Genomic DNA, 16,889 nt, shown 5'->3' on the forward strand with positions numbered 1-16,889 from the left:
ATCAAACCAAAATGAAAAAAATGTTGGGCTTACCTTCATTCAGGAGGGTCATGCAAGGCCATGCCGTGCCACTACTGCTACTAAGCTTTTTATTGCTGGTTACCGGTATTGTACGGGCGCAGAGTAGTTATTCCGTGCTGGACAGCCGGATCACGTATCATGCCAGCGGCTTGCCTTTACCCACGGTGCTAAAAGAGATTCGCGCCATCACGAAGCTGCGGTTTACCTATAACAATGACCTGGTGCGTAAGGGACCAGCAGTAACCGTGGACCAGAAGAATGGTACGCTCCGGGAACTGTTGAAACGGGTATTGGCCAACAGCGGTCTTGAGTTTGTGGAGGACCTGGGCGGTGTAGTCATTTATGCCGAAAAGCCAACACCGGCTAGTGAAAAGATTTCCGAAAAAGAAGTGGCATTCCGCGTATTGGGGCAGGTCTATACAAATGATGGAGAGCCGCTGGCAGGAGCTACCGTGCAAATCCTGGGCTCTAGGGATGGTACTACTACCGCAACAGACGGTGTATTTTCCTTATGGATGACGGATCATCAGCAATTCCGGGTGTCTATGCTGGGTATGAAAACGGTAGTGCGTACTGTAACGAGAGCGGAGGCGGAGAAAGTATTTATGAAAATAAAGCTGGACACAGCGGCACAGGCGATCAGCGAAGTAGTAGTAAACGGGTATCAGAAAATCGATGCCCGTATGTCTACTGCTGCTGTGTATACCCTGACCGCTGCAGAAGCTTTGCAGCCTGGCGAAACTTCTATCGATAAGATGTTGCAGGGCAAAGTACCGGGCCTGATGATCCTGAATTCTTCCGGTAGTGTGAATGCCCGTCCTACCGTTCGTATGCGTGGTACCTCCACTTTTGTAGGGAATGCCAGTCCGCTCTGGGTAATCGATGATGTGGTAAGGCCTGACCCGGTTGATATTTCTGCTACCCAGTTAAATAACGTGATATCCGATGCCCAGACAGGTGACTTTTCCTTGATAGGAGGGGCTATCAGCGGCTTGAATCCCTATGATATTGAAAAAATTACTTTCCTGAAAGATGCTGCTGCTACTGCTATTTACGGTGTACGTGCTGCCAACGGAGTGATCGTAGTAACAACCAAAAGGGGGAAAGCAGGCCCCATGCAGGTATCTTACAATACCAGCCTTTCATTTCAGCAACGTCCTTCCTATAGTAATCTCAACCTGATGAATTCTCAACAGCGGGTGCAATTATCCCGGGAGCTGTATGCCGGCGGATTATTGCAAAATACCAGTAATGGCCTGGCGGAGAATATTTCATATGAAGGACTGTTGCAGGCGCTCAACTCCAGGCAGATTACAGAGCCTCAGTTTAAAACAGCAGTAGGTAAACTGCAAACTAATAATACCGACTGGTTCAAGCTGTTATTCCGGAATGCGTTTAACATGACTCATTCGGTGAGCATGGGTGGAGGCGCGGGTAAAACTACCTACTATGGTTCGCTTAGTTATACCGATGGTAAGGGAGCCGCACAGTTAGATGGCCTAAAACGATATACCGCCGATCTGGCCATCCATTCAGAGGCTACTAAAAGATTGACGCTGGATTTCAAGTTAATGGGTAACTATAGTGAGTCAAAGGGATATTACGCAGGCGTAAATCCATTGAACTATGCGTTACAAACTTCCAGGATATTGGACCCCAGTGTTATCTACCCAGTGAATATCTCAGGCAACGGTGTTTTACCCAAACCCCCTCCAATTACATTTAACATGCAGAATGAGTTGGCGCAAACAGAAAACAATAATAGCATAAGATCTATGACGGTGGGGTTGGTGATAAGTTATAAAATCGCCAATGGCCTGGTGTTCCGGAACACGTCCAGCGCAATTACCGATGCCGCCGAATCCATGCAGGCGGCTTATGAAGGCAGCAAAGCGATATCGGACAAGCGGGGCTGGAATCTGGGATTTGAACCAAATGACAAGCAGTTGGCACAATCGCCTATCCCCTATGGTGGTATTGCAACAATAGCCAATCAGAATGTACTGACACTAAATACCCGTAATATGCTGGAATATAATACAGGTCTGTTTAAAGGGCGCGACCAGTTTATTGCCTCAGCGGGGGTGGAAATTAACTCCAGCCAAATAAAAGGAGTATCTTCTACGCAACCGGGGTATTTCCCTGACCGTGGCATGGCCTTTTTCCCAAGCCCCGCGAGCATGTTTGCGATTGGCAGAACTACCCTTACCAGGGTGTTGACCAACACGCTGTCCATGTTCGGTACCGCCACCTATAGCCTTAATAGCCGGTATATTTTCAGTGCTACGGTGCGAACAGATGGTTCCAACAGGTTTGGTCAGTATTCCAATGCTAAGTTCCTACCCAACTTCGGCCTGGCAGGAAAATGGAATGTTGCCAGTGAATCGTGGTTACAAACCAGCCGGATTTTTAGCGGACTCGATTTAAGAGCCACCTTTGGTACCCAGGGAAATGTTGTGTCGGCTGTAGGCCCAGAGCTGATTGCCAGCTATCTCCCTGTTACAAAGGATAATTACAACCCGATTACAGGAGTACCATTCTTGAATATTAAAAGTTTACCTTACCCTGAGTTACGTTGGGAGAAAACGTACCAGTGGAACTTTGGCGTAGACCTGTCTTTATTCGACCGCCGTGTAAATGTAAATGCAGACTACTATATCAAGCATAGTAAAGACCTGATTGTTAGCCGGATACTGCCATTCGAATATGGAATTGCTGATATGTATAAAAACGCAGGGACACTTACCAACCAGGGGCTGGAAATTCATCTCGGCGTAGAAGCGATACGTAGCAAGAACGTTAATTTAACATTGAATTTTATTAATAGTAAGAATTTTAACCAGATTGGCACAAATGATTTCCATAACAATTATGCAGACTATCTGACTGGCCGGGCATTTGTTCCGGGGCGGCCGATCAGCGGGTTTTATTCCTATATATATACCGGGCTGAATGGAACTAATGGCCTTCCTACTTTTCACATTCCGGGCGACAAAGCAAACTTAGACGACCCCACTACCTTCCTGGTATATTCGGGTCAGCTTCAACCTGTATTTAATGGTAGTTTCTCTACATCATTCAGGTATAAAAGTTTCGCCACGACAGCAGAATTTTACTACGCACTGGGTGGGCATAAACGCCTGAATCCATTAAGCACGCAGGTGCAGTCAAACAATGGCGTGCCTACGCCTTTTACCAATGTGAGTAAGGAATTGATTGACCGTTGGCGTAAGCCAGGTGATGAAAAGGTAACTAATGTGCCAGCCATTGTTGATGTTACTACCAATACTTTCTATGGAAATTTCCCCGACGATGTATATGCTGCCTACAATCAATCAGATCTTCGCGTAGTGAATAGCAGCTTTATGCGTTGCCGGAGCTTCAGGCTTGACTACTTCTGGCCACAGCAGATGGTAAGAAGAATAGGAGTGAAAAGTATCACTACTGGGTTGTTTATTAATAACCTGTTTACCGTGGCAAGCAGCAAGCTGCATGGACAAGATCCGGAAATTGATGGCGTTGGCACCACCGCGTTGCCTATTACCCGGCAGTATGGCTTCAATATGAATGTGAACTTTTAAAACGAGCGTATGAAAAAGATAATAATCATCGCCTTAGCAGGATTAAGTATGATGTCTTGCAAGAAATTCCTGGAAGAACGGTCACAGTCAGATGTTATCCCAAAAACGACTAAAGATTTTGGAGAGATTTTGTACACCAATGGTTATCCAACTACCAGCACGCTGATGCAGCCTTACCTGGTGATGATGGATGATGATATCCAGTGTTATAATGGCCCTGCCATTGCAGACCAGCAGGCAACGATCACTGTCAATGCAGGTGCTTTTCAATGGCAACCAAATTTTATTGATGTATGTAACCGAGCTGGTAGCAGTGATGCAAAAAACTTCAATTCATGGGGTGTTTATTATCAGATGATCCTGGGCGCGAACGTTGCCCTGCAATATCTTGATAATTCTGTTGGCAGCGCCGCTGAAAAAGCCCAGTATAAAGGAGAAGCCTATACGTTGCGGGCATTCTATAATTTTATGCTGGTAAATTTATATGCGAGGCCGTATAACGATTCCGCTACTACGCCTGATAAAAGCATCGGCATTCCGCTTAAATTAGATGCCAATCTCTCTGAGGTATTGCCTAAACAGAATACGGTAAAAGAGGTATACACGCAGATTACGAAGGACCTGGACAGCGCTATTTATTTTCTCAGCCAGGATAAATCGGAGCGGAAGTTATTCCGTATTTCGCATGTGGCGGCACATCTGCTGGCCAGCCGGGTATATTTGTATATGGAGCAGTGGGATAAAGTAATTGAGCACGCCAACTATGTGATCGATTATCATCCGCAGTTGATGGATCTTAGTACCTGGGGTGATCCGGATATGACTGAAAAGCCAATTGTGGGTATTGGGAATGTAGAAACCATCTGGTATTATGGCTCAGTATCGGAGCATACCGTAACCGGCACATCCGGTGCCTATGATGTGTCAGCCGACCTGATGAGCAAGTTCGAACCGAACGATCTCCGGAATGGTATTTATTTCTTTGTTACGCCAGATGTGTTGAAAGAATATGTAACTCCTGACTTCTTACAGCAGAAGAACTTAGACAGCAACGTTCCGAATAGCCAGGGCCAGATAAATATGGGAAGCAGCTGGCGTAGTTCCGAAGCGTATCTCAACAGGGCAGAAGCATATGTACAGTTATATAAAACCAAAGGTGATGCGGGTGCAGCACAACAAGCTCTAAATAGTTTGAATACGCTTCGCGCCAAACGCTTTAATACAAATAGTTTTATTCCCTGGACGATACATCCGGCAGAGGTATTACTGCAAATGTGCCGCGACGAGCGCAGAAGGGAGTTATTTGCTGAAGGCGCCCATCGCTGGATGGATCTGAGGAGATATGGCATGCCAGCCATCACACACTATTATGCGCCGACACTGGGAGGAGGAAACCAGGTTTTTACTTTGCCCAGGCGCGATCCGCAGTATGTATTGCCTATTCCAAATGATGTATTGCTCCGGAATTTGTCTTTGATTCAAAACCCCCAACTGGGCAACTTAAGGCAACCACAATAATTATAGCTGATCATGCAAAAACGAATTTTTATGCATCGTTTCTCTCTTCGTAATATCCTTATCTTACTATTGCCATTATTGTGGTGGACAGTATCTTCCTGCAAAAAGGAAAAGGTGATGGCCGATACGGTACCTGACTTCTATACTTTACCACAGGGTAATCAGCCTTACGATGATTCTATCGTAGCATTTCACAAAAAGTATGGCTCTTATATCCTCTACAAATTTACACAGCAAGACTTAAGATACGATTACACCTGGATTATCAGAGTCATTGCTCCCCCCGGGAATCCTGCTTATATAGCTAACACACTGCAGTTCTTTAAATCGCAGTGCCTTGATTTCTACCCGGAGAGTTTTTTACAGAAAACAATGCCGGTACGGATCATGCTGGCAGCTTCTCTTGATACATTTACCCGCTTACTCCCAGATACTGCCAGATCTTATGGCGGTTTTGTCGCCACCAGCAGGATGCTCTGTATCGGATGGACAGATAGTACGTTGATGCATTTGTCGCCTGCGCGGTTTAAGGAAACAAGGGGATTCGCGCACCGGGCTTATGCCTGGCAAGCGGCACAAGCGGGATCGCTGAAAATACCTGCCGACTTTATGAAGTATATTCCGGACAGCTACCTCAGCGTTCCCTGGGATGTAAGAACCATAGGCCTCGTGGAACAGATAAACCTGATTGATGATGGAGACCGGAATGTAGCATGGGATTTTGCCGCTTTTGTAGGCATGATTACCAGGCATTCAAAGGCGGAGCTGGATACTACTTTTTTGAGCCCTTCCTATGATACCAAAGGGCTGATATTGGCTAAATACAATGTCGTTATCAGGTATTACAAAGAGCAGGGTATCGACCTGCAAGCTATTGGGAACCTTCCCTGATATTTAACCAGCCGTAATGTGCTGTCGGATAAACCAGGTTCCTGACTTTCCCTCATCACCGCAACGCTATTATTGTCCGGCTTACAAAGTAGGACACTGGCAATCTATTGCCCTGCCTAAGTGATAGGTTGTGAGCCGGTTTTGCTACACCGGCCTGAAATAAATCCGGTTTTTGCTTCACCCTTTTTTGTTAATCCCTTGCCTTTACTTAAACCAAAAATCTACAAGATGAAAACTGCGCGTTTTTTTTCTATAATGATGCTGTGCGGCCTGGGTGCCTCCGCAGCTACGCCCACAGAGAATACCACGCTTGTTGCGAAAGTTGGCATAGCGCCGTCATTTAATGGAATTATTAACCTGAACACATTAAGTGATAACTACAGTTATCAGCATGAAACTTTTTTTGTAAAAACCGATCAGCCATCCGCTACTTTTTCGCGGAAATTAGTTGCGGCAACCCAAATCATTTATTTGAACGGTTGTGCCTTGCTCACGAATGCGGGCGACCAGGTTAAGCTGGAAATTGTACCGCTATACAAAAATGGCAACCCGGTGCCCGGCAGATTCCGCCTGGCATGCAATGGGAAAGATGGCAGCCGGCAGGTATTGCCTTATAAAATAGATAGCTTGTATGGTCGTGCCGCCGCTGAACATTTTACGACGACTAAAGAAACGGATGAATTTATCAGTACTACTTCAGCACAGGTGGCTGAGTTGATCACCGCTGCCAAAGTAAACAGAGAGGATAACCTGGAGGCGCTCAAAGCTTTTGAACAATACCGTCAATTGCTGGTAAGGATAGATGTAGCCACTGCTAATAAAACACCGGATATGAAAATATGGGGCGGCTGGTGTTTAAAGGGATTCGATCTTTCTGCTTCAGGGCTAAAAGCCATAGGCGACGAAAGTACCGGTCTGCAAGTGCAAAATCTCTGGTGTATGGGAAGGAAAATGCAGGATTCCACGCTGACTGACCAACAGTTGCTGGTGGAAGTGCTTATGACCTGCAAAGCAGACAGGATAAAGGAAAGAGCTGCTCTTGCCTGGATGGTGAGAGAAGGTATGTACAAAGCCTATACACCAGATTTAAAGTTTGTGTACGAAGCTACCCAGGGAGTATTAAAGAACATGACACCCGGAAAACGTGCTATAGATTCTGTGTATAACGCATATAAACAGCTTGAGCCCGGACAACCGGCGTTCAACTTTGCCCTGAAAAATGATAAAGGTGACCTGGTTCGCCTTTCGGACTTCAAAGGCAAAATTGTCATCATCGATGTTTGGGCGATGTGGTGTCACGGTTGTGTGGCCGCTTTACCCATCTTCAAACAAATTGGAGACAGCTATAAAGACAAAAAGGATATCGTGTTCCTCACCATCGCCTGGGAAGAACCAGGAACAGCCAATGCGGAAGTGCTGAGGAAATTCTCCATAGATCATCACATCGACGGTGAGAATAATTTATTCCTTAGTTCCGACAGATCTGATCCACAGGCCAAACAATTTATTCAACGTTATGCCTTAAACGCCATCACTCGCTGGATTGCGATCGATGATAAGGGCAACATCCTGGAGGGTAACCTGGGATATCCTGTTCCCGGATTAGAAAGTGAATTTGCAAGAAGAATTGCCAATTGCTATAAAGCCAGAAACTAACCAATCGTCTTCCGCCATTCAAACCTAAACTGTCACACTTGTATTTTAAATTTTCCATATTACTGGTGGGTGTTTTTCAGCTATTTCAACCAGCTGGCGCCGCGCAATCCGGTAAGGATACCACTTACAACCCGGCGGAGGCGTTTGCCCCGCTGAATTATCCACCTGGCAACGACATCCGCACCGCCGATGGCAAGCCAGGTGGCCACTACTGGCAGAATAAAGCCGACTATCGGCTGGTGGTTACTTTCGATACCGCCACCCGGACCGTCCAGGGCACGGTAAACATTACTTACGCCAATAATAGCCCGGTAACATTGGATTACGTGTGGCTGCAGGCTACCCAGAACCGGTTCCGGAAGGATCCGCGTATGTCGATGATCACAAAGGCAGGCGTTGCCCGTTTCGACGTGGAAGAATATACGGATGGATGCCGTATCCATGCTATGCAGGCGGCCAATGATAAACAATCCCTGCGGAAAACGTCCTATGAGGAAGCCGGTAACTACATCAAAGTACAATTACCAGCGCCCTTATTACCCGGCCATAGCGCTGTTATTGCCGTGGCCTATGACTTTGTATTACCGGTAATCGGTTCCGACTATATGGGCATACTATCTACGCCTCATGGAAAAGTGTACCAGTTCTCCGGGATGTTTCCACGTGTATGCGTATACGATGCAGTACAGGGCTGGAATGTTGCTGGCAGCGGGTACTTCGTGGAACCTGGCAACCTCGATGTCAGCATTACGGTGCCCGCCGGACTCATTGTACAGGGCACCGGGCAGTTGATGAACCCGGAAGCAGTATTATCTCCCGGTGTTTTGGAACGGTATAAAAAAGCCTGGAAAAGCGACTCCGTAATACATATAAGAACGGAAACGGATCTACGTAGCTCGGTAGCTGCTAATAAACAACAGACCTGGCATTTTTATACCCCCAATGCGGGCGACGGACTATGGGGAGTTTCCGAAGCATTTTTGTGGGACGCTGTACGGGTCAACCTGCCCGATGGCCGCACTACGCTGGCCATGGCCCTCTATCCACCGGAAAGTAACCCCGACTGGCGGAAGATTACCGGGCAAATGAAAGATATCATCCGCCTGTATTCTCACAACTGGGTACCTTATCCTTATACAACGGCTGTTAATATTGCTGGTTCTATTACTGGTGTAGCCGGCCCCGCTGTATCTGTATTACATTATTCGAATTCCAGCTTCGGCAATACAGTCTGGACAAAAACCAACCATGAAATCGGGCATACCTGGTTTAATATGATGATTGCAGCCGACAGCAAACATGGCTGGATGTGTGAGGGCCTCAATACCTTCATTAACCTGGTCAATTGCGACTCGCTGAAAGGAGAACCTGCATTTGACGTGAATACTGCTATTGGCTGGTTGTCGACCCCCAAAGCACTCACCACCCTGAACACCCCTGCTTCCTCGGTAAAGCTGGAAGACATGGCTATGGTGATGTACGTGAAACCCGCAGTAGCCCTCTGGGTGCTGCGAAATGAGGTGATCGGGAAACAAAGATTCGACCAGGCTTTCCGGTGTTTTGTGAAAGACTGGGCGTTTAAACATCCTACGCCAGACGACTTTTTCCGGTCGATCGAAAACGGTACCGGAACGGATTTGAGCTGGTTCTGGCGCAGTTGGTTCCTGACCGACTGGAAATCAAATCCCGCTATCCGGCAAGTGGAATATGTAAAGGGAGATCCGGCATTGGGCATTGATGTCACCATCGAAATTAAACGCAACATGCCTATGCCGCTGACAGTAGAAATACGGGAATTCAACGGAACCGTGAACCGGCAGCACTTGCCTATCGACATCTGGCAGCAGAAAGGCACTTATACGTTCCACTATGCATCGGTATCGCCGGTAACCACGGTGATCCTGGATCCGGCCAATGCCATTCCCGACCTGGACCGCAGCAATAATACCTGGAAAGGCACTGGTCTTAAAACGCCGGTAACCACAGGTGTAACGGCAGCGCAAGTGGTAAACCGCTACCTGTCGGCGATAGGAGGAAAGGCCGCTTTACAGCAGCTGCAACAGGCTACGATCAACTATGCCAGTAATGAAAATGCACAACTGGATTTTAAAAAGCAATGGCAGCCGGGTACTACACAAACGACTATTTCATTAAACATGATCCACATGCAACTGGCTAATATCAGTACCACCGATACCAGCGTACAGTTCACGCGGCTGGGTCAGGCAGTGCCGTTGTCGGTAGCGCAACGGGCGCAGCTGAATAGCAATGCCTCCTTATTCCCCGAACTGCATTTTTTTGATAAAGGCTACCAGGCAATTCTGGATGATGCCCTGGTGAATGTGAATGGGATGAATGCCTATGTGGTACATGTAATAGCCCCGGGAGGTAGTTGCTGGGATTACTATTATGATGTTACCAGTGGCTACAAGATAAAGGAGTGTGCCCCTGTAAGTACCGCTGGTGGCTTGTTGTACGACCGGCTCGAATTTGCCGGCTACCAGCCGCAGTATGGTATACAATGGCCCGCTACTTTACTTTATAACGTGCCCGGAGAAGGAGAAAGCTTATTACAACTGAAAAAAGTTACTGTACAATAATATTTATCATCATTCTAAAATATCTAAAACGATGCGTATGAATAAAGGTATGCTTTTGGGACTAGCCCTGTGCACGGCATTTACAGCCAACGCGCAGAAAAGGCTGCAACTGGATGTAAAGATTAAAGGATTGCCTCAGGGAGATACGGTTTTTTTATGGGGGCCTTTAACTAATACTATTGATACCGCTTATGTGAAGAACGATCATTTCAGCATTGATGCGGATATGAGTGGAGGAGGATCCACCTATATTTTGCAGATAGGTACCAACGGTAAACAGGAACAGGGAACTTTTCTTTACCTGGAAGCCGGGAAAGTAAATATTACAGGTAACGGACCTTTCTTTGAAAATGCTACCTATACCGGAAGCCCATTTGTGGCAGATTGGGTAGATATCAAGAAGAATGTGCTGTCTAAAGAAACCGGGGCAGCTGAAATAGAGGCACTGCAGGCGAAGTTGGATAATGCTGCAAAACTGGGAGATCAGGATGCACAGGTACAGATCAGGACGGAAATGAACAAATTGATGCAACCTGCGTCCGAAGCAGCATTGGATTGGGTGAAAAAACACCCCAATGCAGGTGCATCGTCCTTCCTTATCAATGCCATGCTGTCGCAAACACTGGATAAAAACGACATAAAAGATCTGTTGACCAGCCTGGGGCCAGATGCGAAAAATACGTTCACTATCAAAAAAATGATGACGCAATATTTCGGTGGGAGCGCCATGGCAAATTTAATAAACAAACAAGCACCTGCCATCACCGTGAATGATACTGACGGAAAGCCAATATCCCTGGCTGATTTTAAAGGGAAATATGTGTTGCTGGATTTCTGGGCAAGCTGGTGCAAACCATGTCGCGAAGCAATCCCGGCATTGAGCGCTACCTACAATAAGTATAAAGATAAAGGATTTACTATCTTATCCGTTTCCTTGGATGACAAAAAAGACAAGTGGATGCAGGCAATTGCAGAAGAAAAAATGCCCTGGGCTCAGGGATCGGATTTGAAAGGAGGAGGAAGTCCTGTCGCCGCTAAATATGGTGTCGCCGCTATTCCTGCTGCTTTCCTGATTAGTCCGGATGGTAACATTATAGAGATTGGTGCAGTGGGTGAAAGATTAGAAAAGAAATTATCAGAAGTATTGAAATAATCTTTTGTAAAACCCTGATAGAAAGGTTGTCTCTGGAAAGAGACAACCTATTTTTTTGTGTCAACCTTGGGGTTTCATATCTTCGAGGGCGCCAAAGGCATGGTCAATCAGTATTTTCCAGGTACCGTCGGCCTGTTGCTGCATCACTTCTACTCCTTTGGAACTGATTTTTACTTCTTCTCCGTTTTTAATGCACCATTCCGATCTGCCTACGGCAATATTGCCTGTTTGCAGGCAATACACGGTATTAATTTCCATTGTCCCTTCGATGGCGAGGATAGACCGGATGGCTTCTTCAAATTTTTCCCTGCCGGATACCGGCTGATCGGGCGCCGGAACAATGATACCGTTGAAATCGTACATGTTTAATACGGTGGCTACATTGCCGGTATTGAATGCGGCAGCCAGGGTTGCATGGGCATCTTCTGCCCGTTTAGGTAAATTCATATGATGGGTGTTTTAAGCGTGAATAAGCGATTTAAGGGAAAACAGGCGCGAAGCTCTGTGTGGTCTGAATGTTGGTAGCCAGCGCCCCGATACGGTCATAAACGTTGTTGAACAAGAAGGGGCCCATGCTCACCCGTTTTACGCCCAATTCCTGCAACCGGGAAAAATCTGGGAGACCAGGGACGCACATTACATTTACGGGTAAACGGGTACCCGCCACCGCAGCGGCAATATCCGCTGTATCTGTAATACAGGGCAGGAAGATGCCATCCGCACCGGCAGCTTCGTATAGGCCCAGCCGTTGTTGCGTGGCTGCCTGCTTATCGGCAACGTTCAGCAGATAAGTATCGCAGCGAACGTTGATAAAAAGACGGGCCTGCTTTGCCGCCAGGTTGCGTTTAATAAATGCCAGGGTATCGGCAAAGGCAATGGCATCTCCTAATACCCGGGTACCGTCTTCGATCCGGGAATCTTCTATATTGATACCAGCCACACCTGCCTCCCAGAGCTGTAATACTCGGTCGCTGATAGCCTGCGGGGTATTGCCATATCCCATCTCCAGGTCGACCGACAGCGGGATTTTTACGGTAGACAATATCCGCCGGATGACAAAGTAATAATCATCGAAGGGCATGCCTTCGCCATCGGCATAACCGAGGCTGGTAGCTACCGCCGCGCTGGAGGTGGCGACTGCCGGAAATTGTTGCTGCTCAAAAAGAGCGGCGCTCCTGGCATCCCAGGCGTTGGGTAATAAGAACAGGTTACCTGTATGATGCAGCGCGTGAAAGGAAGAAAAGTTGGAAGACATATCATTGCTATTTTTATTAATAGCAAAATTAGGGCAGCGGGTAACCTGGGAATTGTATAAATCAGAACAGTTTAACTCAGTGTAGCCGCCAGCGTGATAGGAGAGCTTTCGGGAGCATAGCCGGAGGGTGTGGCCCCGGTAAACGCCCTGAATTCCCTGATAAAATGCGACTGGTCAAAGTAGCCGCAGTCATAGGCAATCGCAGTTAAGGAGCTGTCTTTTTTGGACAGGAGCTGTAAGCTGTTTTGGAAGCGATGAATCTTGCTGTATAATTTGGGCGTCAACCCGGTGTATTGCAGGAACAATTTCTGCAGGTAACGGGAGCTGATACCATAGCGCAGGGCTACATTGCTGATGTTATCGAAGAAGTCGTCTTTTCGCAATTCCTGCATGATATGGTGAACGATCGTTACATTGTTGGTTCTTTTGCCGGATAAGGAGAAGCGCCGGTACAGGTAAGCTTCCACCAGGGCAATCCGCTGCTGCCATGATCTGCAGTCTTGTAGTTGTGCATGCAACGTACGAATGGCCGGCCCGCTGATATCTCCAAAATCGCTAACCTGGTTATTAAATACGCTGATGTTGTCATCCAGGAAATAGGCGGCTGCATGCGGGAAAAAGCGAATGCCCAGCATGGTGTTTTTCCCAATAGACCTGATGGGTAAGGGCCGGGTAATTTGTCCCCATAGCTCAATAGCAGGAGTGGTGATATACTGTGCCCCTTCGGCCGTTTGCCAGGCGCCGCTTCCCAGGTTAAAGATAATTTCCAGGTTCCCGCTGGGAAATACAGTGTCATCGAAGGCAGCCTCCGTATCTGATTCGTACAGGTAATAGCACTTTACATAAGGCATTAACCGGTTGTCAGGCCTGATTTCCTGGTATCTCATATTACGTAATTTAATCAAATTCAGTGAATAAATAGAACCCCTAAAGTTAACCCGGCCGGGAATGGGGGAATTGTACAAAACGGAACAATTTCGAGGACTTCTTTTAAGAAGGAATTAGATGTTTTTTAACTGATTCAAATAGTTTGGCTTCAAACTATTACCTAACTTTAATAAGCAGGTGATATACGAAAAAGGGGCATTGATAACAGCACTGGCGCCGGTGAATTAAAAAGGTAGTTATGAAAACATTACTCGTTCCGGTAGATTTTAGCGACACGTCCGTGGCCACCATCCGTTTTGCTGCCGCCTGGGCCCAGGACTACGAATACAAGCGCATTATTTTGCTGAAAACATTTTATCAGAATGTATTCAGTGATATTGTGGTATCGGCAGAATATGGCGCGGTGAACCATGATTTTATGGAAGATCATCGCCAGGAGGCCATGACGCACCTGGAGCGTTTGTCGAACGTGATTGTAGGCATTGCCGGCGATATGAAAGTGGACATCGTTACCAGTAAAGTTCCCATTTTAAGAGCAGTGATAGCGCTTATCCGGGAAGAAAGCCCAGAGATGGTGATGCTGGGCAGCGAGCATGGGGCCGATGACAGCCTTATTTCCCGTAATGTCATTGCTATTGCGAAAGCCAGCCCGGTGCGGGTGATGGTGGTACCATCGGGGTATCGTTACCGGCCAGTAAGAAATGCCCTGGTTCCCTGCGATTTTAATGCCCTGCACTCGCTGGACAAGCTAAATAAACTGAAAGCATCTCCGCATTTATGGGAGCGCACGCATTTTATGGTATTGAATGTGGACCCGGAAGAGCATTACCTGCATCCTGACGAACAATTCCGGGAAGATGAGCGTAACCTGCACGAATACTTGAAAGATTTTCATCATGAGCTGCATTATCGCAACGATAAAGATATCCTGGGAAGCATCATCAATTTTACCGCCGCTCACGAAGCCCAGCTGATCGTGGCTTTGCCGGGTAAACACAGTTTCCTGTACTATCTCACCCATAAAAGTATTTCAGAAGCGCTTTGCCGTTCTGCCCGCGTGCCGGTAGTGATACTCAAGTAGCCGGAATTGGCGCCCTGAACGGGAGCTTTTGCAGGACCATAAATATCACTATCTCCCCAACAATAATCAAGAGGTAATGAAGGGAGGATACATCAAAATTGCCCGTTACCCAAAAGAATAACAGCGCGGAGAGCCCGCAAACGATGCCTAGCAGAGAAAATCCCCATTTGATCATTTCCAGGGCCTGGTAGGCGCGGTGTACCATTTTCGTTGACTCGCTAATGTTAGGACCTATCTTTTGCAGCAGGTAGATATTTTCTATGATATCGCACAACCAGCAAAGCAATTGCAGCCAGGCCAGGATATGAAAAAGTACCATGCCGGCAGGATTCATTTTTGACGCCACTTTCATACATACCAGGAAAATACTTCCATAGGCTGCTGGCATAAACAGGAAATCCACCCACAATTGGCCTCTCAATGCCCGTAATGTTAGTTGGCGGTTTGCCGGGGGCATGGCATAAATGCCTTTGATTAGGTTTACCATTTCCTTCTGGCAGGAGGGGAGTTCCAGGTCCATGATGCTGAACTGGCGCGGTACCACATCCATGGTGTAAAAATACCTGCTTTGCCGGCCCATAATAAAGGCGGTAAGCAGGAAAATGGCCATGCTGATGCAGAGCCAACACCAGGCATCAGTGAGCAGTATTGTCATTGGAAGGCGTTTTAACCGTGGTTAATTGTTGTTGTAAATGCCGGCGTTGATTTTTATAATCATCCCAGCTGAAGTTGGTCAGGAACTCGCAGGCCGCTTCAACGCCCAGCGCAAACATGTCGATCTTATCTTTGTCTGACAGGAAGAAGTTGAGCCAGTTGAACTGGTCGGACGATAAATCTACTTTCCCTACACCCAGCTGGTATACTTTATTCTTCAGTAGAAAGTCTTTGTCGTAGTAGTTACGGATGGTATTGAATATGCGGCCAAAATACCCTAATGCCGACCAGTTGAACGGGTTTTGGCTTTTGTCTTCCGGCTTGCTGTCGTCCAGGTCTATACCAAAGGTAGGGAGACGGGGAACTGCAATATCGTTGTTGTAGAAAATGCTGAGCGGGAAGTTGGAAAGGATACCGCCGTCTACAAACCGGGCCGTTTCTGGTGGCTGGCTGATTTCAAAGGTATCTTTCCACGCCGCGATGATGCTTGGGTCGGTGGCTGGAATACCCTTTATCATATAGGACTCGAAAAATACCGGTATAGACATGGAGGCCCGTATAAAGCCCGCTGGCTGCATGGTATTGATATCAGTACGAAACAGATGGCACATGGCGGGGAACTGTATTTTATTTTGTGTCACCAGCTCGGAGGTAATAAACGTCACGTCGCCGAACAGGTCTTTGTGGCGGGCATCATTTTCTACCCGCAATGTTAGCTTCGGGCAGGCGCCTGCTTTATCTTTTAGCTGTTGTACGGTATCTACGCCATTTTCATGCAGCCGTTGCTTAATCCAATCGTAGAAAGTATCTCCGGGATTAATACCGAAGCCGGAATTCTTTAACCGCTTCAATAAATTAACTACGTAGGAAACGCCCAAGGCGATGAGCAGGGTGCAGCAGCCGGTGAGTATAAAACTCAATCCTGCCCATACAGCTACACCTGCATAATGGCTGCTAAGTCCTACCAACACCACATCTGCGGTGATCAGCAGGGCCAGGATGCCGAGCAGCCATAGTAGCGACCTTTTGGCTTTGCCCGCAAAGTCATCTTTCGTAATAAATTTTTTAATCAGCCATCGTGCGGCCGGGTGGCCATCTACAAAGGAAAAGAAGTTTAGTTTACAAACGGCATCCAGCACTTTTTCAGACTTGGGATCCTGTTTGTTGTCAATCACGGTAACGAGCGCGGTATTGATAGCGCCGGCGCTGGTACCGGCCAGGCGCAGGAAACGGATATTCATTTGTTCCAGCACATAGGTGTAGCCTATCAGTGCAATGCCTAATACGCCGCCGCCCTTTTGTACGAGGTTAACATACTGATGTCCTGCATCGTCGAGCACATCGGACACAATAAATGGCCGGCCGCCCTTGTCAGGATTGAAGGTGAGTTGTAGCGCATCCAGTGCTTTTATTACCCTGGCATCGTTCGTAAAATCAGATATGGTAATGGTTGCCTTGGCAGCAACCTGGTCATTGTTTCGGGGCATATAGATGGTTATAAGGGATGTGTATCTCTAAAGTAATCATTTTTTTTATCTTTTTATGACCTTGCATGATCTGCTTTTTCCGATTATATTTATAGCGATTATTC

General features: G+C 47.0%; 12 protein-coding genes. 7 read left to right on the forward strand and 5 right to left on the reverse strand.

Annotated features, from left to right (window positions below):
- The first annotated feature begins 11 nt into the window (after positions 1-11).
- The 6 genes from HGH90_RS26420 (at position 12) to HGH90_RS26445 (ending at position 11,420) form a co-directional block, all read left to right on the forward strand.
- A complete protein-coding gene (locus HGH90_RS26420; protein WP_169192257.1) occupies positions 12-3,602 on the forward strand; it encodes a SusC/RagA family TonB-linked outer membrane protein in 3,591 nt (1,196 codons plus the stop codon).
- Between the two features lie 9 nt (positions 3,603-3,611).
- Positions 3,612-5,120, forward strand: coding sequence for a RagB/SusD family nutrient uptake outer membrane protein (locus HGH90_RS26425; RefSeq protein WP_168762750.1), 1,509 nt, complete (start codon positions 3,612-3,614; stop codon positions 5,118-5,120).
- Between the two features lie 12 nt (positions 5,121-5,132).
- Entirely contained in the window at positions 5,133-6,011 is an 879-nt protein-coding gene (locus HGH90_RS26430) for a hypothetical protein (RefSeq protein WP_168762751.1), read from the forward strand.
- A gap of 228 nt (positions 6,012-6,239) precedes the next feature.
- Positions 6,240-7,667, forward strand: coding sequence for a redoxin family protein (locus tag HGH90_RS26435; RefSeq protein WP_168762752.1), 1,428 nt, complete (start codon positions 6,240-6,242; stop codon positions 7,665-7,667).
- Between the two features lie 38 nt (positions 7,668-7,705).
- The gene (locus tag HGH90_RS26440) at positions 7,706-10,267 is read left to right on the forward strand and encodes a M1 family metallopeptidase (protein ID WP_168762753.1); all 2,562 of its coding nucleotides are present in this window, start codon (positions 7,706-7,708) and stop codon (positions 10,265-10,267) included.
- 37 nt (positions 10,268-10,304) lie between these two features.
- A complete protein-coding gene (locus HGH90_RS26445; RefSeq protein WP_168762754.1) occupies positions 10,305-11,420 on the forward strand; it encodes a TlpA disulfide reductase family protein in 1,116 nt (371 codons plus the stop codon).
- A gap of 60 nt (positions 11,421-11,480) precedes the next feature.
- Here HGH90_RS26445 and HGH90_RS26450 read toward each other — a convergent pair whose 3' ends face one another.
- The 3 genes from HGH90_RS26450 to HGH90_RS26460 form a co-directional block, all read right to left on the reverse strand.
- Complete coding sequence (locus tag HGH90_RS26450; RefSeq protein ID WP_168762755.1) at positions 11,481-11,867, reverse strand: YybH family protein; 387 nt, start codon at positions 11,865-11,867, stop codon at positions 11,481-11,483.
- Between the two features lie 31 nt (positions 11,868-11,898).
- On the reverse strand, positions 11,899-12,675 hold the full coding sequence (locus HGH90_RS26455) for an isocitrate lyase/phosphoenolpyruvate mutase family protein (RefSeq protein ID WP_169192258.1): 777 nt from the start codon (positions 12,673-12,675) through the stop codon (positions 11,899-11,901).
- Between the two features lie 71 nt (positions 12,676-12,746).
- A complete protein-coding gene (locus HGH90_RS26460) occupies positions 12,747-13,562 on the reverse strand; it encodes a helix-turn-helix transcriptional regulator (RefSeq protein ID WP_168762757.1) in 816 nt (271 codons plus the stop codon).
- Positions 13,563-13,801: 239 nt separating this feature from the next.
- Between HGH90_RS26460 and HGH90_RS26465 the strand changes: the two genes are divergently transcribed.
- Positions 13,802-14,644, forward strand: coding sequence for a universal stress protein (locus HGH90_RS26465; protein WP_169192259.1), 843 nt, complete (start codon positions 13,802-13,804; stop codon positions 14,642-14,644).
- On the opposite strand, the gene HGH90_RS26470 is transcribed toward HGH90_RS26465, so the two are convergent.
- Complete coding sequence (locus HGH90_RS26470; RefSeq protein ID WP_169192260.1) at positions 14,637-15,299, reverse strand: hypothetical protein; 663 nt, start codon at positions 15,297-15,299, stop codon at positions 14,637-14,639. The genes HGH90_RS26465 and HGH90_RS26470 overlap by 8 nt on opposite strands.
- Positions 15,280-16,785 (reverse strand): patatin-like phospholipase family protein, encoded by a 1,506-nt coding sequence (locus tag HGH90_RS26475; RefSeq protein ID WP_168762760.1) that lies wholly within the window; start codon positions 16,783-16,785, stop codon positions 15,280-15,282. The genes HGH90_RS26470 and HGH90_RS26475 overlap by 20 nt, the downstream gene beginning before the upstream one ends.
- Positions 16,786-16,889: the final 104 nt, after the last annotated feature.

The organism is Chitinophaga sp. Ak27 (assembly GCF_012726295.1).
Classification (GTDB): Bacteria; Bacteroidota; Bacteroidia; order Chitinophagales; family Chitinophagaceae; genus Chitinophaga.